Raw genomic sequence first — 20,524 nt, forward strand, 5'->3', positions numbered from 1 at the left:
CGGATTAAAAAGGTGTTGAATACTAAAAAGGCACGTGGAGCCGTGGTAGCCGCTTACGGTGGACGTGATGAGCGGGGATTCCATCGAATTCGACACGGTGCTCGACCTCTGTCGAGACCAGCACCGTCGAATCGTGCTCGCGGTACTCGCGGAAGAACGCCGGACGTTGACGGTGAACGATCTCTCGAAGGTGATACTGAAGTACAATCATCAAACGCCGGTTACAGCGGCTTCCGAAGCGGTGCTCGCGGAGATTCGCCTCGCGTTGTCTCACGAGCACATCCCGAGGTTAGCGTCGGCAGGGGTCGTCGAATACGACCCGGAGCGCCAACACGTCGTCCCGACGGAACGGTTCGACCAGTTGCAACCGTCGCTCTTCGCGATCGTCGATGCCGATCCCGATCTCCAGCGCCCCGTCGAACTGTGAACTCGTATCGGGCCTCCCCGGTTCGATGCGGACTCTCGATGGGTTCCTCAGCGACGTAGACGGCGGTCAGTTCGGGTGCGGGCGTCACCGGGGCCGTGATTCACCCCTCCGGTAGCCGACGGCAGCCGCGTGCTGGATACAGCGAGTGTCTCCAGCAGGCCAGTTTTTACCGGCGGACTTCCGTCGGAGTCGGTGTGTACTTCCGCCGACCGGGAGTGGTCGGATCGTGGTACCGTCACCCTCGGAAGCCTTATCCGTGCCCCCGCCATCCCTTTAGAAGCAATGGCAAACGGTAAGGTTGATTTCTTCAACGACACTGGCGGTTACGGTTTCATCTCGACTGAGGACGCGGACGAGGACGTTTTCTTCCACATGGAGGACGTTGGCGGTCCGGACCTCGAAGAAGGACAGGATGTCGACTTCGACATCGAACAGGCCCCCAAAGGCCCCCGCGCGGCGAACGTCGTCCGCAACTAATCCCGAGTTTCAGCCGTCGCCTCACGGCGACGAGTGAGTGACTCCATTTTTCGAACGCGATACCCAATAGCTGGCGCTCTCGTGGGCCCGGAGCCTGTCGTCGTCACGCCCTCTCGTCGACTCCGGCGAGTTCTCACCGCCTGCAACGCGTCCGACATTCGATTTGCTATTGGTCATTCCCTGTGGTTCGACCGTGCGAAGACGACAGCTCCTCACGGCCGTCGGCGGGACCGTCGGCGCGAGCGTCGTCGCCACCGGCACGGGCCGGGCCGACGACTGCGGCGACCACATCGTCCCGGGCGGGCCGTCTCCCCGAGACGGCGGCCGGTCCGTCGCTGCACTTCGGGGCCGTCACAGCCCGCCAGCGGGCCGACTCGCATCTCCACAGGTAGCTGTCCGAGTTTCGAACTCCCTCACCGACCGGCTTCGAAACGTTCATAGACGACTGCTCGCTGGCGAAACCATGGTCGTCGTTACGCTCGGACACCGCCTCGCCGGTGACGCGATTCACCCCCACCTCCGAGCGCGCGTCGACGCCGGCATCACGGCCGTTCGCGAGACGACCGCGTCGGCGCTCGTGTTCACTGGCGGGCACACGAATCCGGCGGTGCCGCGGGCGGAGTGTGAGGTGATGCGGGAGTACGCTCTCGAACGGGGTGTCGATCCCGACCGGATCGTCGTCGAGGACCGGGCCCTGGACACCGTCGGAAACGGGTACTTCTCGCGCCGTCTCGTCGACGACCTCGACCGGACGGTAGACTCGCTGTTCCTCGTGACCGCGGACTATCACGTGCCCCGGTCGAGGTACGTCTTCGAGCAGTGTTTCGGAACCGAGCGTCGGATCGATACCTCGTACGCGGTTTCGACGGCGACGTCTCCTGAGTGTCCGGCGGAACGTCGCAGTTTTCGGTCGGCACGCCGGTTTTTCGACTCGATTTCACCGGGCGACGTCGAGGCGATCGAACGCCGGCTGATCACGAACCACGAGTGTTACGACGCGCGACACGCGTCGTCGTCTCGGGTGTAGCGCCGCCTTCCCGATTCGGGAGACGAAACGGAAACTCCGGGTGCGGGTGCTTTCGCCCGTCTCCTCGCTCCTCGCTTCTCACTCCGTCCCTTCGTCGCGCCAGGTCGCCGTCGCGGTGACCCGGCCGTCCTCGATCTCGACGGACGTCTCCGTCGCCGAGGCGCCGAGGACCGCTTCGAGGTCGGCCTCGGTCCCGTCGTCGAGGCCGGAGAAGATGCCGGCGAACTCGGCGACCGTCTCGCGGGCCTCGGCGTCGGCCGACAGCGAGCAGACGAAGCCGTCGGCGCCGTCGACCCCCTCGATCGCCTCGTCGGGGTCGGGGGCGTCCTCGGAGCCGGGGGCGACCTCGCCTTCGGTCTCGGGGTCCTCGCCGAAGGCGCCGACGACGAGTTGGCCCTCGCCGGCGGTCTCGAGGGCCCACCCGAAGCCGTCGAACGCGTCGGCCGCGCGCTCGGCGTCGCCGGCCGCGGCGTCGAGGGCCTCCTCGACGACGGCCTCCGGATCGTCGTCGAACACCTGGACGACCACCTCGTCGCTCACGACGACCGCGCCGTCGCCGAGGCCGTCGTCGGCGGGTCGGTAGAGGTCGTAGTCGCCGAGTTCGTCGGTCCGCTCGTACCGGCGCTCGAACAGGCCGTCGGCCGTACCGAGGAGTTCGTCGACCTCCTCGACGTCGAACTGGCCTTCGAGGACGATGGCGCCGGTGACGAGGAGTCCCTCGACCGTGGAGTCGTAGGCGTCGTCGGCCTCGTCGTCGTCGAGCGAGACCAGCGCGTCGAGGCCCGTCCCGGCGAGGGCGACGTTGGCCGCGAGGCCGACGAGGACGGCCCCGCCGCGGGGGATCGCGAGCAGGGGGTCGTCGGGGTCGGTGCCGCCCCCGTCGGGGCTCACGTCCTCTTCGAGGTCGTCGATCTCGGCGACGTCGGCGTACGCGAAGGCGACCCCCTCGTCGCGGGCGGCGAGCCAGCGGTCGTAGCCGTCGTCACCGAAGCCGACGGCGTCGAGACAGCCCGCGGTGCCGACCGTCGAGGCGGCGACCGCGGCACCGGCGAGTTTCAACGTATCGCGTCTGCGGAGGGTCATGCTGGAGTAACTTTCGTGAGTGCCCCGTATGAGTTTTCTGTTTCGATACTCCGGCCGAAACCATCGGCTGTGAACGACGGCGACGTCACTTATTTTAATTTGACACGTGTGCGTGAGACAAGTGGGCGAGAGACGGCGTACCTACCCGCCTCTCGTCGGCCGGGACACCCGTTGCGCGTGTGACACCCGCGCCGCCGAACGCCGAAAGACGATATTAACCGGTGTCGGACCCCGAAAGTCGGTACGTCGGACGTGTTCGGCCGCCGAAACGTGATCGGCCGGAGGAGTTATGTGCTCCAGTCGGGCGCTCTAGACGTCCTCACGGGGCGTATACCCGGTCGAACCCGGGTGCGGTGTGCGTGTTTCGGAACTACGCGCGAACTCGTCACCACAAAGCATTTATATAACTGGTTCATCGGTGTCTATTGTACCCCTACCCAGGGTGACAGTAGTGAGTACGGCCCTGAACGCGGTAATCCGTGGTTGGGCTGGAAAGGTGCTGTTGCCGAACGATAAGATCATACAAACGATAACCATGACAGGAAACACATCATATCGCCAAAAGGGCCGCGCAGTCGCCCTTGCCGCGCTTATGATTCTGTCCGTCTTTGCCATGTCCGCGAGCTTCGCGGGCGCGGCGGCGGCAGAACACCAGGCGGATTGGGACACGACAGTTAGTGAGCCGATCTCTGCGGACAGTATCGGTGATCTCTACATCGGTCAGAACGTAGAGGTCACCACGGAGGGAGAACAGAACCTTCGGATCTTCAGGGGCTTCCCCTCGGATCACGAAGATAACGAGGACGTGAAGACCGTCTGGTACGACGACGGCGGCTTCACGGTCGACGCCGACACGTTCGAGCACAACGAGCCGTACTACTTCCACGACGGCTCGAACGCTTCGCCCGTGTTCCGCGTCGTCGAGCAGGACATCTCGGACACCGAGTTCACGCAGGCTAACGCCGGTGCCGACACGGCCTCCACCGCGCTCAACTACACGAGCGCCAACCGTGGCGACGATGTCGACCTCGAGATCTCGATGGAGTACGAGAACGAGAGCCTCAGCGGTGAAGAGGTCGCCTCGATCTTCGGTGTCGAAGACAGCGCCTACGTCCACGACAACTACGCGGTCGTCAGTCAGGTTTCCAACGAGGAACATGTCTCCCTCGACCTCAGCGACGCCGACCTCGGTGACTACAACGTCACCGTGAGCGTCGCCGACACGACGGCCGAGACCACCCTCGACCTCTCGGTCATCGAGGCCGACGACCCGCAGGTCCTCTTCGACAGCAACAACTACGACCAGGAAGCCGGTGACGAAGTCGAGTTCGAACTCGACTTCGTCGGCGGCGCCAGTAACGCGAACGTGACGATCGAAGACAGTGAGGGCGAGTACTGGGCGAACTTCTACATCGAGGCCGACAACCCCGGCGTCGACCCCGTCACGCTCACGTTCAACAGCTACAAGGCTGGTCACGACGACGACGACACGATCACCGCCAAAAACGCTACCATCTACACCGCTGAGGATGGCTCCGGCGAGAGTAATATCAACCAGTACGGCATCAGCGAAGGGCAGCGTCTGATCCCCGACACGTACACGATCGAAGTCGGTCAGGAGGCTGCCGACATCGGCACCGAGGACGGTGAGGTTACCAGCGTCGACGACGTCTCGTTCCTCTACCTGAACGAGGGCTCGATCGGCGAGAGCATCGACACCTGGACCACCCCGTCTGCTGAAGACGACCCCGCCGACAGCGACGACATCGCGTCGTTCCTCGACGAACACGGCAGTGCGACTAACGACTTCGCCAGCGGCGACTACTTCGTCGCCGAGGTCGAAGCCTCGGGCATCTACGGCTACGCCTTCGACGACGACGGCTGGGCCGCTCAGGATGGCGACGGCCTCGAATTCTGGCTGAACTCGACGGCCGAATCGCGCTACGACACGCCGCCGACCATCGGCCTGACTGGCCACGAGGACACTGACAGCACGGTCGGCGTGACGTACATCCCGATGCCGGACGACAACAAGTTCTACGTCGTCAAGAAGATCGACAGCGACTTCCAGGAGGTCGTCGACAGCGACGCTGACTGGAACCTCAACTTCACGGCGACTGACGAGAACGACTACGTTGCCACGGACGAGGAAGAAGTCGCGTCGGCGTCCGTCTCGATGGACGCGCGGTCGATCGAACTCGTCGGCTCGACCGACGACGACGACAACCTCTACGTCCAGAACACGAAGGAATCCGAGATCACCGCCGAGACGAACATCGCGCCCGGTACGGAAGTCCAGTACCGCGTGCAGTTCCCGGACCGCGTCGACCTCGCTGACGCCACCGTCGCCAACGACGGTACGATCTCCGCGACCTTCGACGCCAGCGCCTACTCCGATGGCGACGTGATCGAATCGATCAGCGTCTCCGATAATCGGGGTACGGAGAACTCGGACATCACCTCGGGTGTCATCACGGCATCCGACACGGTCCCGGCCGACACCCAGCTCAGCACTGACGCGCCGAGCTCGGTCACGGTCGACGGTGACGCCGCGCTCGGCGTCACGCTCGAGAACCCCAGCCCGGACGAGAAGACCGAGGACTTCAACTACACCGTGACGATCAACGGTGAGGAAGTCGACTCCGACACGAAGTTCCTCGAGTCCGGTCAGACCTGGGAGCAGAGCTACGACATCAACACCTCCGAAGCGGGCGACATCGAGTGGTCCGTGACGGCGGGTAACGAGTCGGCCTCCGGTACGCTGACCGTCGAAGAGGACAGCGGCACGGACGACGACTCTGACTCCGACTCGGACTCCGACTCCGACTCTGACTCGGACTCCGACTCCGACTCGGAGACCGACTCCGACTCTGACTCCGACGACGGCGACTCCGACGGCCAGCCCGGCTTCGGCGTCGCGGTCGCGCTCGTCGCCCTGCTCGCCGCTGCGATGCTCGCCCTGCGCAAGCAGGAGTAAGCATCAGTAGCTGAACCACCGGCATTCGCCGGCCCTTGCGCCACATTCCTTTTATCGGACGCTACACCGCGTAGCCGCGGCACTCGTCCGACAGCCGTCGAGCGTCGACGCGTCGCGGACACGCTGCGTGCGGCCGCCGGTTCTCGGACGAGCGACCCGACGTCGACGCCGGTCGCTGGCTTGAAGGCGTCCGCCCGTCAGTCGTCGGTATGGATCCGACGTTGCGGACGAACGCGAAGGCGCTCGTGATCGGCCTCGCGGTCGGCATGGGGATCGGGGTCGCGCTCGTGGCCGCCTACGGGGACACCGTACTCGGCCTCTCGACCGGGTTCGCGCTGGGCGTCGCGCTCGCGGCGCTGCTCGCCGACAGGATGCAACGGTGAGCGTCGTCGCCTCCTGGCGACGAACGCGGAGAAAAACGGGGAACGTCGCGGCTCAGTCGTCGGCGGCGGTCGCCTCCGATCCCTCGGCGGCGGCGCGCTCGACGCTTTCGAGGTAGCCGTCGGCGTCGATGGCGGCCTGACAGCCCATCCCCGCGGCCGTCACCGCCTGCTGGTAGTGGTAGTCGACGACGTCGCCGGCGCCGAAGATGCCGGGGACGTCGGTCTCGGTCTGGCCGCCGCCGGTGCCGCCCTGCGTGCTGAGGTAGCCCTCCGCGTCGGTCTCGACGCCCGTGCCCTCGAGGTAGTCGGTGTTGGGGGTGTGACCGATCGCGAGGAAGACGGCGCCGACGTCGAAGTCGAACTCCTCGGTCTCGGGGTCGTCCAGCCGGTCGGTCGGGTGGCCCTTCTCGTTGCGCACGAGGGTGACGTGGTCGACGCCCGCCTCCTTCGAGCCGTGGATCTCGACCAGTTCGGTGTTCTTCATGATCTCGATCTCGCCGTCCTCGACCTTCTCGTGGACGCGGTCGATCCAGTAGTCCTCGGCGCGGAACTCCTCGCGGCGGTGGGCGATGTAGACGGTGTCGGCGAACTTCGTCAGGAAGGTCGCCTCCTCCATGGCGGCGTCGCCGCCGCCGACGACGAGCATGTCCTCGTCACGGAAGAACGCGCCGTCGCAGGTCGCACACGTCGAGACGCCGTAGCCCATCAGGTCGTCCTCGCCGGGGATGCCGAGGGTGCGGGCGCTCGCGCCCGAGGCCGCGATGACCGCGTCGGCGGTGTAGACGTCGCCGCTGGCGAGTTCGACCCGGAACGGCCGCGTCGAGGCGTCGACGCGCTCGACGATGCCGTTTTTCAGTTCGGCGCCGAACTGCCGGGCCTGCTCTTTCATGTTCTCGACGAGGTCGGGGCCGCTGATCCCGTCGGGGAAGCCGGGGTAGTTGGCGACGTCGGTCGTCAGCGTGAGCTGGCCGCCGGGTTCGTCGCCCTCGATGACCAGCGGCTCGTTGTTCGAGCGCGCGGCGTAGATCGCCGCGGTGAGGCCGGCGATGCCGGTCCCCGCGATGAGAAGCCGCCGGTGTTCGACGACGTCGTCGACGGGCTCGCCGCCGTCGGCGACGAGGCCGAGCATCTCGTCGAGTTCGCCGGTCTCCGCCAACGCGGCGGTGTCGTCCCAGCCGCCGATCAGCTCGCCGTCGACGAACACCTCGGGGGCGGTCTTGCGCCCGTCGGCGCGTTCGACCATCTCCTCGAACAGCTCCTCGTCCCCGGTGACGTTGTACTCCTCGTACGCGACGCCCTTCTCCTCGAAGAGGGTCTTGGCCTTCTCGCAGTAGGGGCACTGCGTTTTGGTGTAGATCTCGACGCGAGGCTGCTCGCTCATGTATACGACGTTCGGAGACCCGCCGTAAACGCCTTGCGCTCCACGGGGTGACCGGTCCGCGCCGCGTCGATGCCCTTACGTCGGTGCCGGGCGAGGGGCCGACATGGCCGCGGATCTCGAGGAGAAGACGAACCGGTACGGCGACCTCCTCGCGGAGGCCCTGGAGGCGGCGACGGTCGCCCCGCCGGCGGGGACGCCGATGGCGGCCGCCGCCGACGAGTGCTACGAGATGGCCGCGTCGTACCTCGAAGACGGCCGACACTTCCGCGCGGAGGGCGACCTCGTGAACGCGCTGGCGTCGTTCTCGTACGGCCACGCCTGGCTCGACGCCGGCGCGCGCGTCGGCCTCTTCGACGTGCCGACCGACGGACACCTATTCACCGTTTAACCGGACCCCCATCGAATATCCATCACGATCAATCATCCGATAACCGAAACGCACATAACCGTCGACGCGGGGGTTTATTAAGCAGGCGAAAACTTTATATGGCTTTCGGCCTAACTCTACGTTAGCCGAGGCGTCCGGGTTTTCTTCTGGTTACCCCACCCGGGAGCCCCGAGTAACCATCCCATCCACCATGACCGACACGACAATTCGAACCTACACGGGTGAGACCGAACGGGAAGAGGAGACCGAACGAGCCGACGAGCAGGAGCGCTGTCCGGAGTGTGGCGGCCGGCTGGTGTCGGACGCCGAGCACGCCGAGACCGTCTGCGAGGAGTGCGGGCTGGTCGTCGAGGAAGGCGAGATCGACCGCGGGCCGGAGTGGCGCGCGTTCGACGCCAGCGAGAAAGACGAGAAGAGCCGCGTCGGCGCGCCCACGACGAACATGATGCACGACCAGGGGCTGTCGACGAACATCGGCTGGCAGGACAAAGACGCCTACGGGAAGGCGCTCAGCTCGCGCCAGCGCCAGAAGATGCAGCGGCTTCGCACCTGGAACGAGCGCTTCCGCACCCGCGACAGCAAAGAGCGCAACCTCAAACAGGCGCTCGGCGAGATCGACCGCATGGCCAGCGCGCTCGGCCTCCCCGAGAACGTCCGCGAGACGGCGTCGGTGATCTACCGCCGGGCGCTCAACGAGGATCTGCTGCCCGGCCGGTCGATCGAGGGCGTCGCCACCGCCGCGCTCTACGCCGCCGCCCGCCAGGCCGGCACCCCCCGCAGCCTCGACGAAATCGCCGCCGTCAGCCGCGTCGACCGGATGGAGCTGACCCGGACGTACCGCTACATCGTCCGCCAGCTCAACCTCGAGATCAAGCCGGCCGACCCCGAACACTACGTCCCGCGGTTCATCAGCGACCTCGACCTCTCCGAGGAGACCGAGCGGGTCGCCCGCGAACTGCTCGAGGCCGCCCGGACGGAGGGCGTCCACTCGGGGAAGTCGCCGGTGGGGCTTGCGGCCGCGGCCGTCTACGCCGCCGCCTTGCTGACCAACGAGAAGGTCACCCAGAACGACGTCAGCGACGTCGCCAACATCTCCGAAGTCACCATCCGCAACCGCTACAAGGAGCTGCTCGAGGCGTCCGACGCGGCGACGCCGGCCTGAACCGGTCACACGCCGGCGCGGAGTCGACCGCCCGTTCGGTCGGCATCGGATGGGGATTCGCGGCAACCTTTTTCAGCTCCGCTGTGAAATAGAATCACATGGAGGAAACGACCGTTCAACTGTTGTGTCCGGAATGCGCGAAAGACTGGCAGCTGCCGCCGGGAGAGCTGCCGGACGCCGCCGACACGTTCCACTGCCCGAACTGTCACGCGAGCCGCCGGACCGCCGAGTTCACCCGGACTGACCGCGACCTGCGGACCCTGAAACAGCTCGGGTAACGCGGCCCTCCGTTCTTCCAGTCGTTCACGCCCGACGGACGTTCTAACCCTCCGTCGGAACCCCGTCAGAAGCTGGGGACGACCGACCGTCCACGCGGACAATCGAAGATTTCCGTGCGGGCCCGCCGCCGGTTCCGCGCGAACGGTTTCGTTGTGCGATAGGTAAGAGGATGCTACACGACGGGAATCGGACAGGGTATGCGTGTTAACGCAACTCAAGATAATAATATAACCCTGCAGTGGATAGGACTGCATGGTTATGAAGAAACAGGAGCTCATTCACCTTCACGGCCTTCTCGCGGAGGTATCGAACCAGTGTGCCGAGTGGAACGATTGTCAAATCGACCTCGACGAGTACGAGTCGCTCGGTATTCGACCAACATCGATCCATAAATCCAAGACTGACCACAAGGCCGCTGTTTTTGCACTTGCCGGCGGAATTACGGAACACATGCGCGAGGGCGAGGCCGAAGCCGTCGCCGCAACCGCCGACTGAACGTCCCGAGTGAGTCGCCACATCCTCCGAGCGCCACGATTCCCGACTGGCGAGACTCGCCCCTGTTTCATATTCCCTCTCCCGTCGACGCCGGCCGGGACGGGCGGTCGACACTCACGGTCGTCCCCCTCTCCGGACGACTCGTAGACGGGTGGAGAACGTCGCGGTATCGTCGTATTTCGCCGCCGTTTTCCCGCGTAGTACGTCGTTGATCCGACGGCTCGTCACTCGATCAGGTCCTCGAACTCGGGGAGGATGTCGTCGTCGCTTTCGCCCTCGCCGTTGCCGTCGGCCTCGGTCACGGAGTCTTCGGGCTCTTCGTCGGCCGTCTCCGCGTCGTCGTCTTCGTCGTCCTCCTCGTCGAGAACCTCGATTTCCTTGACTTCGAGGGGGATGTTTTCGAGGCGCTGGCCGACCTCCTTGCGGGCGATACGGGAGGCGTGTTCCTCGCGCTCGACGTTGAAGACGGTCATCTCCAGTTCGAGCGCGACGAGCGCCTCGTCGGCGGCGATGAACGCGGGCGGCAGTTCCTCGCCCGACGGCGAGGTCCGCTCGCCCATGTTGATCTCGACGTAGTTCAGGTCAGGGTTCAGCATCTCGCCCGTCTTCGAGATGGCGATCCGGATCGCCTCGTCCTCCGTTTCGACGTCGAACACCGGCACCGCGGCTTCGACGACAACCCTGCAGTCCATACGTAGTTATTGTATGGCCTACAGTATGAAGGTTCGCCCTCGAACGGCGGAAAACGGCCCCCTGTGCCGCCGTCGGGGATCTGTGGCCGACCGTCCCGGTTCGAAAGGCCCAAGCCCGCCCCCTCGAACGGTCGATCGAATGGCGACCGGCGCGATCCCGATCGACGACCTCTCAGGCGGGATGGACCTCTACCTGACCCTCGAGAGCGGCCAGAGCTACCTCTGGCGGCGCGAGGACGGCCGGACGTACGCCGGCGAACGCGCCCCGGGTGCGTGGTATACCACCGTCGTCGACGGCTCGCGGCTCGGGGACGGCGCGGACCCCGTTCCGATCCGGGTCCGCCAGCGCGACGGCCTGCTCGAGTGGGAGTCGCCCGTCGACGCCGAACCGGCGGTCCGTCGGCTGCTCCGACTGGACGACGACCTCGACGCGGTCGTCGCCGACGCGCCCGCGGACCCCCTCGTCCGGGAGGCCTACGACGCCCACGCGGGGCTGCGACTCGTCGCCGACCCGCCGTTTGGCTGTCTGATCTCCTTTATCTGCTCGGCGCAGATGCGCGTTCGCCGGATCCACGGCATGGTGTCGACGCTCGCCCGCGAGTACGGCGACACAGTCGCGTGGAACGGCGAGACCTACCGCGCGTTCCCGACGCCCGAACGGCTGGCGGCCGCGACCGAGGCGGAACTGCGCGACCTCGGACTGGGCTACCGCGCCCCCTACGTCGTCCGCACGGCCGAGATGGTCGCCGACGGCGAGGCCCACCCCGCCGAGGCCCGCGAGTTACCCTACGAGGCGGCCCGCGAGTACCTCACCCGGTTCGTCGGCGTCGGCGAGAAGGTCGCCGACTGCGTCCTGCTGTTCTCGCTGGGGTTCGACGAGGCCGTCCCGCTCGACACCTGGATCCGGTCGGCGATCGCCGACCACTACCCCGACTGCGACCGGGGGTCGTACGCCGCGACCTCCCGGGCCATCCGGGAGCGGTTCGGCGGCGAGTACGCCGGCTACGCCCAGACGTACGTGTTCCATTTCCTCAGAACGGGCGGAAGTGAATCTTAGGCCCCGGTATTCGGGCGATTCGCTCCCGCGGGGAACGCCGGCAACTCCCACCTGCACGTCGGTCCAGCGGGGGTGTCCGGCGTGACGACGCCGGGGCTCACGCCGACCCAGCAGGTCCCGGCGTCGGCTGCGACCGTGATCGACCTCGAGGCCCAGCCGGTGACCGCCCTCCGGCGAGAGGTGATCGGCCACGACGACGTCGCCGATACGGAACTTGGCAGGCCTGTGCACCGAGAGGGCGTAGCCGGAGTGCTCTCCCGACGCTGCAATCACCCGAGGCGACGCAGACCGCATCGCGATGGGACTCCATTGCTACCACCTCTCGCCGAGTTCCTTGACTCAGTTTAGGAACGACCTCCGGCGCGAACTCCGCCTCGGTTCGAGGACGTCAGCCCTCCGGTTCAGTCGAAAAACGCGTCCGGCCCGTGGTCGTCCTGCCAGGTGAACGCGAAGAGGCGCCGCGCCGGCAGTCGGGTCAGCCGCCGTCCGTCGGCCGCCTCGCCCGTCGCGCCGTCCCAGACGGTCGAATCGGCGCGGAACCCTCCGCCCGGCTCCGGCTCGAACCCGTGTCCGGGGTCCTCGAACGCGTGAATCCCGTCGTCCGTCGCGAGCACGACGACGTCGACGCCGCCGACCGTCTCGGTCACGACGCCGCCCGCGTCGCGCACGCGGGGCAACGGAAACCCGACCGCCTCGCCGTCGAACTCGAGGCCCAGAACGACGGTCTTCGGGTCCAGATCCGTCCGCTCCCACGAGCGCGCGTCCGCCGTCCCGCGGTGGGCGGCCAGTCCGAACCCGTCCCCGTCGAAGTACCCGTCGTACGGCCGGCGGCCGTCGTACGCGACCGGCGCGGGCGCGTCGTCGTCGCTGGCGGCCTCGCTGCGGGCGTTCTCGGGGGGCTGGAGGACGACGCCGTCCGGGTGTCGGTCGCGGAACGTCTCCCAGGTCGTCGTCGCGGCCGGACGGACAGTCAGCCGACGGCCCTCGAACTCGCCGGCGATGCACTCGCCCGTGGACTGTTTCCACTCCGAGCCGGTCTCGCGGTCGTACATCACGAGGTCGTCGTCGGCGAGTTTCCCGCTGACGCCGAACTCGACCCGCCGGCCGTCGACCGTCCGCTCGTAGACGATCGCGCTGGCACAGAGGGGACACCACGTCACCGCGATCGGGACCGTCCCGTCGCCGTCGTCGAGCGCGTCGTTGACGATTTCGTGATAGTCGAGTATCCGCGTCGGATACGCTTTCGCCGGCGCCGAATCCGACTCGACGACGAGCACGTCGTCGGCGTCGTCCCCGACGTACTCCGTCCCGAACGTCGGGTCGTCGACGCTCGGAATCGCGTCTTTCGGTACCACCTGACGAACGTTCATGGGTCTCTCGACGAACCGTCCGTCCATAGTCGTTCCCGTCTCCCGGTCATCCGTCGGACGGCGCGTCCGTCGTCTCGATTCTTCCGGAACCGATCGAGCGGGCCTCCCGGTGGAACGAGCGATACGGCCTCCCGTTTCCACTGCTGGCCGACGAGTCGAAGACGGCGAGCGACCGACGATCGAGTACGTCCACCGCGGCGCGACGCCGGCCGACCGGCCGACAGTCGACGACCTTCTCGACCGCATCGACGAACTCGCGTCCGGTCACGTCCGACGATAACCCGCGGTCCGTGCCGTCGGCGTCGCGGCGGACGCGTCCGGTCGTGCACGGACGGCACAGCACCACTGAACGGGTATCCCCTCACCCGGACAACGAGACGCGTATGCCCCACGTCCCGGATCGGATCGACGACCTTCCGCCGAGCGCGAAACTCGTACTGAAAGTCCTCGAGGTCGAGGGTGCGATGACGCAGGGCCGGATCGCGACCGAGCCAGCGGACGGTCCGGTACGCGCTCGAAGCCCTCCGCGACGCCGGCGTCGTTCGGAAACAGGTGAACTTCCGCGACGCGAGGAAATCCCTGTACTCGATCTCCGACTCGATGGCGGCCGACGACTGACTTTCGTCGACGTTACCCCGTAACGCGGGGGTTCGCGCGTCTTTATAAGTTACTAAACGTTGGCCAGTACTGTAGAGTAACCTACGAGGTCAGCCCCATGTCCGCAGACATCACACCACCCGACCAGCCACCGTCCATCGGGGTCGACGCCGTCTCGTTCGAGCGGTATTCGGCCGTCGAGACGGACGATTCACAGGTGCTCGTCTACGACGAACTGAGCGAAGACGCCTGGATCCAGTCGGACGACTGGATCGACGCCCTCCTGATGGCCTGAGTTGTCGACGACCGGCCGGCCCGGTCGGGTCCCGCTCACCGATCAGGTGTGTACCGCGGGCACATCACCAACCGTACTATAAGCCGCTCGGAGTCCTACCCGACGACCGATGGGAAGCCGAACCCGCACCGAAACCGACGACCGCGCGAACCGAGAGACGAACCGGGAATGACCGGACCGACAGCCGCCCCGCCGCGTCCGCCGTCGAGTCGCGGCCCGAACGGCCGGCCGACGGGCCGCGACCGATGACCGACACGTTCGTGATCGTCGGCGGCGACGCGGCGGGGATGTCCGCCGCCAGCAAGGCGAAACGGGACGATCCGGACCTCGACGTGGTCGTCTTCGAGAAAGGCGACTGGGTCTCGTACGGCGCTTGCGGGCTCCCGTACTACGTCAAAGGCGAGATCCAGTCGCTCGAGGCGCTCGTTTCGGTCACGCCCGAGGAGTTCCGCGAAGAGCGCGACGTCGACCTCCGGACGGGCCACGAGGTCGTCGCGATCGATCCCGACGACCGAACGGTTACCGCCGAGTCCGACTCGGGAACGGTCGTCCAGCCGTACGATCACCTGCTGATCGCGACGGGGTCGGAGTCGGTGGTGCCGCCGATCGACGGGACCGACCTGACCGGCGTCTACACGCTCGGCTCGATGAGCGACGGGAAGGAACTCCGCGAGTACGTCGCTCGGGCCCGCGACGGTGGGTCGCTCCAGCAGCCGGATCGGGGGCCGGCCTGCCGGTACCTCGAGACCTGCACCGGCCCCATCGGGGTCGTCGGCGGCGGGTACATCGGAGTCGAGATGGCCGAGGCCCTGGCGGAAAACGGCTTCGAGGTGAACCTCTTCCAGCGCGGCGACCGCGTCCTGAAGGGGTTCAGCGCCGAAACGAGCGAGCGCGTCGCCGACCACCTTCGCGATCGTGACGTCGTCTTGCACCTCGACGCCGCGGTGGAGGAACTGGCGGGCGAGAGCGACGTCGAGGCCGTCGTCACCGTGGACGATCGGATTCCAGTCGACATGGTTCTGCTCGGGACCGGCGTCCGTCCCCGGACGGCCCTCGCCGAGGACGCGGGAATCGAACGCGGGGTGACGGGTGCCATCGCGACCGACGCCTACCGGGAGACGAACGTGCCGGACGTCTACGCGGCGGGCGACTGCGCCGAAGCGACCCACGCCGTCACGGGCGACCCGACGTACGTTCCGCTGGCGCTGACCGCGAATCGCCACGGTCGCGCGGTCGGGCGGACCGTCACCGGCCGCCCGACCGAAGGGGGCGACGTCGCCGGAACGGCCGCGGTGAAGGCGTTCGACGTCGAGGCCGCGCGAACCGGCGTCTTGGACCACGACGACGCGCGCGAGGCGGGGTTCGAGCCGGTCAGCGAGACCGTCACGGCCGCCTCGCGCGCGGGCTACTACCCCGGGGGCGGGACGGCGACGATCACGCTGACCGCCGACCGTGACTCCGGGCGCCTCCTCGGCGCGAGCCTCGCCAGCGAGTACGGGGAGGGCGCGGTCCACCGCAGCCACGCGATCGTCGCGGCGCTCCACGAGGACGCGACGGTCTTCGACCTCGAGAACTACGACCTCGCGTACGCCCCGCCGTTCAACACGACGTGGGACCCGGTGCTCGTCGCCGCGAAGGTACTCGCCGGGAAACTGTGACGACGAACGGCCGCCGGAGCGCCCCTCGAAAACCCGTGGCGCCGCAGTGTCGGCTTGTCGGAACGGTCGTTGCCACTGAGGCGGAAGTAACTCCCTCACCTGGTGGTGTGCGAACGCTTTTGGCCTACCAAACGTAAGTAAGTTACGTGTGGTAACATATGGCAAACGAACTATCGGCGAACGAACCGATACGCGTCGGCGTCGTCGGCCTCGGTAACATGGGAGTGCAACACGCGCGATCGGTCGATTCCCTCGGCCATCGAGTCGTCGGCGGGGCCGACGTCGACCCGAGGATGCGCGACCGATTTGGCGAAGAATTCGCCACACGCACGTACGAAACCCACGAGGAACTGTACGAGGCGGAAACGCTCGACGCCGTCCTCATCGCGACGCCGAACAAGTTTCACGAACCGGTGGCCGTCTCGGCGCTCGAGCGCGGGCTGGACGTCCTCATCGAGAAGCCGCTGGCGCACACGCTCGAGAGCGCCGAGCGGATCGCCCGGGCGGAGGAGGCGTCCGACGGGTTCGGCATCGTCGGCTTCCACAACCGCTTTTCGCCGGCGATGACGGTGTTCAAGGAGTACCAGGCGAACGCCACGTTCGGCGACGTGACGCACGTCCAGGTGGACTACGTTCGACGTCGGGGCATTCCCGGGCGGAACTCCTGGTTCACCGATCCGGAACTCGCCGGCGGCGGGGCCCTGATCGATATCGGCGTTCACGCGATCGACCTCGCGCTCTACGTGCTCGGATTCCCTCGAGTGGTCGAGGCGACGGGCATCAGCCGATCGGAGTTCGGCTGGCGACCGGAGTACGTCGACCCCGAACGGCCCGAATCGAACGACTGGAGCGCGGACGGGTCGTCCTTCGCGGTGGACGACTCCGCCAGCGCGTTCGTCCGAACCGCCGACGGGTGTACCGTCAGCGTCGAAGTGGCGTGGGCGGCCTCGCAGATGCCGCGCAACGAGGTGGTCGTCCGCGGAACGGACGGCGGCGCGTCGTTCGAAATCGGCGGCGACTCGCTGACGATCCACCACACGAGCACGCGCGGAACGCCACACTACCGGACGTCCGAGATCACGCCCACGTCACACCGGACGCCGCACGAGGCGCAACTCGAACTGTTCCTCGAGTCCATCGCGACCCGGGAGCCCCCGGCGTGCAATCGGTTCGATCAGGGACTGGCCGTCCAGGAGGTCGTCGACGCCATCTACCGCTCCGAGGACGCCAGCCGCTCGGTTTCGGTCGACCGCGCGGACGAGGAAACCCCGGCCTGACGCGCCGACGAGCCGACGGTGCTGCGCCGTTCGACGACCGGCCCGGAGTCGTCCCGAAATTGCGGCGGTCGAAACATTCGTCTCGGAACGATCTTTTGGCGGAGCGGTCGTGCGGGCGGTGTCCTAGGGACCCGATCGAGATCCTCAGTCGCTCTCCGCCGAAGAGTGGGTAGCGGCCTGTGCCCGTCGGCGCAGTTCCGCGGAGATCGCGGGAACGTCCTGCGGACCGACCGCTCCTTCGCGTTCCAGTTCCGCGAGCGACTTCGGGAACGTGCGGAGGCTCTTGTGGAGCGCGATGCCCGCGTCCGCACCCTGTCCCATCGCGACGGGGATCTGGTTGTGGCCGGGGGTCAGATCGCCGACCGCGTACAGGCCGTCGACGACGGCGACCTCGTAGCGGTCGGTTTCGGTGGGATCGATTGGTGTCGGCACGATAGTTACCTTCTGTAATCCAGTTACGCTTCGTTAGGTATAGGCGCGAGCCAACCGTCCCGTAATCGGATTACCGGGTCGTAACGCCGACTCGACCGCGACGTCGAGGGCACGGAGTCGACCCACCTCTAGTAACTAGATTACAATACGTAACTATATGGTGGTCCGGCACGACTGCACAGCCATGGCCGAGCCGATAGAGCAACTGGAAGTGTGGTGTGCGGGGGAAGACTGGTGTCCGGTCACGTCCACCGCGCTGTTGATCGGCAAGAAGTGGCACACCGTCGTTTTGCACCGGCTGCTCGCCAACGGGCCGCTCGGGTTCAACGCGCTGAAAGAGGAGGTCGGCGGCATCTCCAGTAAGGTTCTCTCGGACGTCCTCGAGGACCTCGAGACGAAACGACTGATCGACAGGGAGATCGTCAGCGAAAAACCGGTCCGCGTCGAGTACTCGTTGACCGAACTCGGCGAATCGCTCGAGCCGGTCATCTCGGAGATGGCCGACTGGGGGAACGAGTACCTCGTTCCGGCACCGGACGAGAGTAGTTCGATCGCGTGAATTCGACGGCCGCGTTCGTCCGACAAGTGACGGAACACCCGACTCACGTCATGAATACCGTCCTCCTGCGCGACACCACCCCGGACGTGTCCACCACGTGCACTCCCTCGATCCCCGAGCGGTCCACGCTCGACGCTGCCGTTCGCTCTGCGGGTGATACGGGTGACTGAGTCCGACGCGTATCCCCCGATCGAAGCCTACGGCGTCGTCGGCAACCTGGAGACGTGCGCGCTCGTCGGACCGGACGGATCGATCGACTGGTTCCCCTTCCCGCACCTCGAATCGCCGAGCATCCTCGCCGCGATCCTCGACGCCGAGCGCGGCGGTCGGTTTCGGATTCGTCCGACCGACTCGTTCGAGACGGACCGGTGGTACGTCGGGAAGACGAACGTCCTCGAGAACGGTTACGACGAGGACGTCGGGGCGTTCGTGCAGTCCTACGGGTCGGACGCGCTCGACGCGACGGGGCTGTTGCTCCCGGTCGTCGGCTTCCTGCCGTTCGACGACGAGCGCGTCCGGGGAACGATCGAGGCGATCGAGTCGGCGCTGGTCGACGACGACGTCTTCGTGTTACGATACGACGGCGAAGACGGACTCCCGGGCGACGAGGGAGCGTTCGTCCTCTGTTCGTGCTGGCTCGTCGACGCGCTCGCGCTCTCCGGGCGCGTCGACGAGGCCCGGTCCCGATTCGAGTCGCTGCTTTCGTACCTGAACCCGCTGGGGCTCGTCGCGGAGGAACTCGATCCCGAGACCGGAACCCACCTCGGGAACTACCCCCAGGCGTTCAGCCACATCGGGATCGTCAACAGCGCGCTCTACCTCGGCTACGCCCGGGGGCGCGAGACGCCCGGCCCAGCGCCGATGGGGATTCGTCTCGGCGAACCGATCTCGCCTCCCGAGTGAGGGGCGTCCGGGAGTAGGTACGGCCGTCGATCGATGATCGTCACGTCACTGCCGAAGGTCCCAAAGGAGTGACCCCCATTCCGCGGCGACGTAACCGCCGGTCACCAGAGAATCGTATTCGTTCGCGCGTTGGGTGCCACGTCCGTCGTAACGACCGGCGGGCCGGAATTCCCGTCGTCCGTGCGCGACCGACGCGTCGCCGTCGACGAGACGCGGTGAGGAACGCGTAACCCCGTTACTCGTCCGTTCGCGCGAGCTTTTGTGACCGACGGCCGTATCGAGGGTTACAATGACGAAAGCAGCGGTCATCATCCTCGCAGGTACCGACTCCCACGCCGACGCCGGTCGACTCGTGAACGGGCTCGAAACGGCCAAGGAGTTCGCCGAAACGGACGGCGACGACGTCGAACTCATCTTCGACGGCGCCGGAACGCAGTGGATCCCGGAGCTAGAGGACGAAGGGAGCGATTATCACGACCTCTACCGGGCCGTTCGAGACGATGCGGCGGCCTGTGACTTCTGTGCCGGGGCGTTCGGCGTCGGGGACGCCGTCGACGAGTCGACCGTCGTCGCGCTCGACGACCACGACGGCCACCCGAGCGTCCAGTCGCTCGTCGACGACGGCTACGAAGTCATCACCTTCTGACGCCGGTCGATCGGAGCGCCCGGCCGTCGACAGTTGAAAGCCCCGCTTTGAATACCCCGCGCGTGGGCGCTGTATCTGGATTATGCCCGTTGGCGAACTCGGTCCGGAGGAGGTCGTAACGGCGAGTAACGAAAGCACGCTGGGGGAGATCACGGAACTGCTCGACTCCGAAGGCGTGGGGACCGTCGTGATCACCGACGACGGCGCTCCCGTCGGGATCGTCACCGACCGCGACGCCGCCTTGGCGATCCACCAGTACGACGACGTCGCGGACGTGCCCGTAGCGGACGTGATGACGGACGATCCGGTGACGATCCGGGAAGACGAAGAGGCGATCGAGATTTCGCGGGCGATCGAGGAACACGACGTTCGTCGGTTCCCCGTCGTCGACGAAAACGGGAAGCTGACCGGAATCGTCACCCTCGACGACCTCGTCGCGACGATCGGCGAGCAACTCGACAACGTCGCGGATACGATCGAGGTCCAATCGCCGGGATACAGCCCCTGACGGGGCGCGATCGGCGGTTCGTCCGGGGAACGAGGCCGTTTATCGATTCTCGTACGATAGATCGCCTCACATGTGCGGGTAAACCGGTGGAGATAAGTGTGTGAGCGGGGAGGATACCGGTATGGGTTTTGGTAGCTACGACGAATCCGAGCAGCGGCAACCCGACGCGGATGTCGACGAGGACGAAGAGACCGCCGTCACCGTCCACGAGAACGACTACGAGGGCGAGATGAGCGTCGAGACCGGCGGCTCGACCGACGACCTCCTCGGCCAGCTCCAGGACATCAAAGAATCGAAAGAGGAGTGAGGCCGCGTCACGTCCGACGGTACGGGCGTCGGCACGCGGCTCACCGGTGTAGGCTCCATAACGGGACTCGAACCCGTCGCTCATAGGTTTCCCACCCAGTTTCTCGACGTCGTCTCCCGAGAATCCGCTCGAAGCGATACCGTA

General features: G+C 66.5%; 23 protein-coding genes and 2 pseudogenes. 20 read left to right on the forward strand and 5 right to left on the reverse strand.

The features are described from left to right. Positions 1-67: 67 nt before the first annotated feature. The 3 genes from NKG98_RS08925 to NKG98_RS08935 all read left to right on the forward strand — a co-directional run bounded on the left by NKG98_RS08925 (position 68) and on the right by NKG98_RS08935 (position 1,931). A complete protein-coding gene (locus tag NKG98_RS08925) occupies positions 68-427 on the forward strand; it encodes a DUF7344 domain-containing protein (RefSeq protein ID WP_254769453.1) in 360 nt (119 codons plus the stop codon). Positions 428-709: 282 nt separating this feature from the next. Further along, a complete protein-coding gene (locus tag NKG98_RS08930; protein WP_254769308.1) occupies positions 710-904 on the forward strand; it encodes a cold-shock protein in 195 nt (64 codons plus the stop codon). A 463-nt stretch (positions 905-1,367) separates the two neighbouring features. After that, positions 1,368-1,931: a YdcF family protein gene (locus tag NKG98_RS08935; RefSeq protein WP_254769309.1), complete on the forward strand. Its 564-nt coding sequence runs from the start codon at positions 1,368-1,370 to the stop codon at positions 1,929-1,931. A 78-nt stretch (positions 1,932-2,009) separates the two neighbouring features. Here the strand turns inward: NKG98_RS08935 and NKG98_RS08940 are convergent, their stop codons facing one another. Then, positions 2,010-3,014, reverse strand: a complete 1,005-nt coding sequence (locus tag NKG98_RS08940; RefSeq protein ID WP_254769310.1) for a hypothetical protein — start codon at positions 3,012-3,014, stop codon at positions 2,010-2,012. Positions 3,015-3,465: 451 nt separating this feature from the next. Here NKG98_RS08940 and NKG98_RS08945 point away from each other — a divergent pair, with 451 nt between their 5' ends. Beyond that, complete coding sequence (locus tag NKG98_RS08945; protein WP_254769311.1) at positions 3,466-5,991, forward strand: BGTF surface domain-containing protein; 2,526 nt, start codon at positions 3,466-3,468, stop codon at positions 5,989-5,991. A 209-nt stretch (positions 5,992-6,200) separates the two neighbouring features. Continuing rightward, positions 6,201-6,374 carry a hypothetical protein gene (locus NKG98_RS08950; protein ID WP_254769312.1) on the forward strand — a complete coding sequence of 58 codons (174 nt, stop codon included), beginning with the start codon at positions 6,201-6,203 and terminating at the stop codon, positions 6,372-6,374. A 52-nt stretch (positions 6,375-6,426) separates the two neighbouring features. On the opposite strand, the gene grxC is transcribed toward NKG98_RS08950, so the two are convergent. Then, entirely contained in the window at positions 6,427-7,755 is a 1,329-nt protein-coding gene (gene grxC, locus NKG98_RS08955) for a glutaredoxin 3 (protein ID WP_254769313.1), read from the reverse strand. A gap of 103 nt (positions 7,756-7,858) precedes the next feature. Between grxC and NKG98_RS08960 the strand changes: the two genes are divergently transcribed. The 4 genes from NKG98_RS08960 (at position 7,859) to NKG98_RS08975 (ending at position 10,079) form a co-directional block, all read left to right on the forward strand. Continuing rightward, positions 7,859-8,143, forward strand: a complete 285-nt coding sequence (locus NKG98_RS08960; protein ID WP_254769314.1) for a DUF357 domain-containing protein — start codon at positions 7,859-7,861, stop codon at positions 8,141-8,143. Positions 8,144-8,333: 190 nt separating this feature from the next. Continuing rightward, entirely contained in the window at positions 8,334-9,305 is a 972-nt protein-coding gene (locus tag NKG98_RS08965) for a transcription initiation factor IIB (protein WP_254769315.1), read from the forward strand. Positions 9,306-9,403: 98 nt separating this feature from the next. Further along, a complete protein-coding gene (locus tag NKG98_RS08970) occupies positions 9,404-9,583 on the forward strand; it encodes a DUF7836 family putative zinc-binding protein (RefSeq protein ID WP_254769316.1) in 180 nt (59 codons plus the stop codon). Between the two features lie 259 nt (positions 9,584-9,842). Beyond that, positions 9,843-10,079, forward strand: coding sequence for a UPF0058 family protein (locus NKG98_RS08975; RefSeq protein ID WP_254769317.1), 237 nt, complete (start codon positions 9,843-9,845; stop codon positions 10,077-10,079). A gap of 224 nt (positions 10,080-10,303) precedes the next feature. On the opposite strand, the gene NKG98_RS08980 is transcribed toward NKG98_RS08975, so the two are convergent. Then, positions 10,304-10,771 carry a DUF555 domain-containing protein gene (locus NKG98_RS08980; RefSeq protein WP_254769318.1) on the reverse strand — a complete coding sequence of 156 codons (468 nt, stop codon included), beginning with the start codon at positions 10,769-10,771 and terminating at the stop codon, positions 10,304-10,306. Between the two features lie 139 nt (positions 10,772-10,910). Here NKG98_RS08980 and NKG98_RS08985 point away from each other — a divergent pair, with 139 nt between their 5' ends. Further along, positions 10,911-11,828 carry a DNA-3-methyladenine glycosylase family protein gene (locus NKG98_RS08985; RefSeq protein ID WP_254769319.1) on the forward strand — a complete coding sequence of 306 codons (918 nt, stop codon included), beginning with the start codon at positions 10,911-10,913 and terminating at the stop codon, positions 11,826-11,828. 401 nt (positions 11,829-12,229) lie between these two features. Here the strand turns inward: NKG98_RS08985 and NKG98_RS08990 are convergent, their stop codons facing one another. Then, positions 12,230-13,198 (reverse strand): DUF3179 domain-containing protein, encoded by a 969-nt coding sequence (locus tag NKG98_RS08990; RefSeq protein ID WP_254769320.1) that lies wholly within the window; start codon positions 13,196-13,198, stop codon positions 12,230-12,232. Here NKG98_RS08990 and NKG98_RS08995 point away from each other — a divergent pair. The 5 genes and pseudogenes from NKG98_RS08995 to NKG98_RS09015 all read left to right on the forward strand — a co-directional run bounded on the left by NKG98_RS08995 (position 13,197) and on the right by NKG98_RS09015 (position 17,025). Beyond that, the gene (locus NKG98_RS08995; protein WP_254769321.1) at positions 13,197-13,478 is read left to right on the forward strand and encodes a hypothetical protein; all 282 of its coding nucleotides are present in this window, start codon (positions 13,197-13,199) and stop codon (positions 13,476-13,478) included. The genes NKG98_RS08990 and NKG98_RS08995 overlap by 2 nt on opposite strands. Positions 13,479-13,581: 103 nt before the next feature. After that, positions 13,582-13,816: pseudogene (locus NKG98_RS09000) on the forward strand (MarR family transcriptional regulator). 97 nt (positions 13,817-13,913) lie between these two features. Further along, on the forward strand, positions 13,914-14,090 hold the full coding sequence (locus NKG98_RS09005) for a hypothetical protein (protein WP_254769322.1): 177 nt from the start codon (positions 13,914-13,916) through the stop codon (positions 14,088-14,090). A 245-nt stretch (positions 14,091-14,335) separates the two neighbouring features. Beyond that, a complete protein-coding gene (locus NKG98_RS09010; protein WP_254769323.1) occupies positions 14,336-15,748 on the forward strand; it encodes an FAD-dependent oxidoreductase in 1,413 nt (470 codons plus the stop codon). 158 nt (positions 15,749-15,906) lie between these two features. Further along, complete coding sequence (locus NKG98_RS09015; RefSeq protein WP_256558483.1) at positions 15,907-17,025, forward strand: Gfo/Idh/MocA family protein; 1,119 nt, start codon at positions 15,907-15,909, stop codon at positions 17,023-17,025. Positions 17,026-17,169: 144 nt separating this feature from the next. Here the strand turns inward: NKG98_RS09015 and NKG98_RS09020 are convergent. Next, a pseudogene (locus NKG98_RS09020) lies at positions 17,170-17,406 on the reverse strand (NAD(P)/FAD-dependent oxidoreductase); the annotation flags it as partial. Positions 17,407-17,641: 235 nt separating this feature from the next. On the opposite strand from NKG98_RS09020, the gene NKG98_RS09025 reads away from it, so the two are divergent. From NKG98_RS09025 to NKG98_RS09045, 5 genes are all read left to right on the forward strand, one after another. Then, positions 17,642-18,016, forward strand: coding sequence for a winged helix-turn-helix transcriptional regulator (locus NKG98_RS09025; protein ID WP_254769325.1), 375 nt, complete (start codon positions 17,642-17,644; stop codon positions 18,014-18,016). A 162-nt stretch (positions 18,017-18,178) separates the two neighbouring features. Beyond that, complete coding sequence (locus NKG98_RS09030; RefSeq protein WP_254769326.1) at positions 18,179-18,919, forward strand: glycoside hydrolase family 15 protein; 741 nt, start codon at positions 18,179-18,181, stop codon at positions 18,917-18,919. A gap of 289 nt (positions 18,920-19,208) precedes the next feature. Continuing rightward, the gene (locus NKG98_RS09035) at positions 19,209-19,565 is read left to right on the forward strand and encodes a hypothetical protein (protein WP_254769327.1); all 357 of its coding nucleotides are present in this window, start codon (positions 19,209-19,211) and stop codon (positions 19,563-19,565) included. An 82-nt stretch (positions 19,566-19,647) separates the two neighbouring features. Beyond that, complete coding sequence (locus tag NKG98_RS09040; RefSeq protein ID WP_254769328.1) at positions 19,648-20,073, forward strand: CBS domain-containing protein; 426 nt, start codon at positions 19,648-19,650, stop codon at positions 20,071-20,073. A 121-nt stretch (positions 20,074-20,194) separates the two neighbouring features. After that, positions 20,195-20,380: a DUF5786 family protein gene (locus NKG98_RS09045; protein WP_254769329.1), complete on the forward strand. Its 186-nt coding sequence runs from the start codon at positions 20,195-20,197 to the stop codon at positions 20,378-20,380. Positions 20,381-20,524: the final 144 nt, after the last annotated feature.

The organism is Salinilacihabitans rarus (genome assembly GCF_024296665.1).
GTDB classification, from domain to species: domain Archaea; phylum Halobacteriota; class Halobacteria; order Halobacteriales; family Natrialbaceae; genus Salinilacihabitans; species Salinilacihabitans rarus.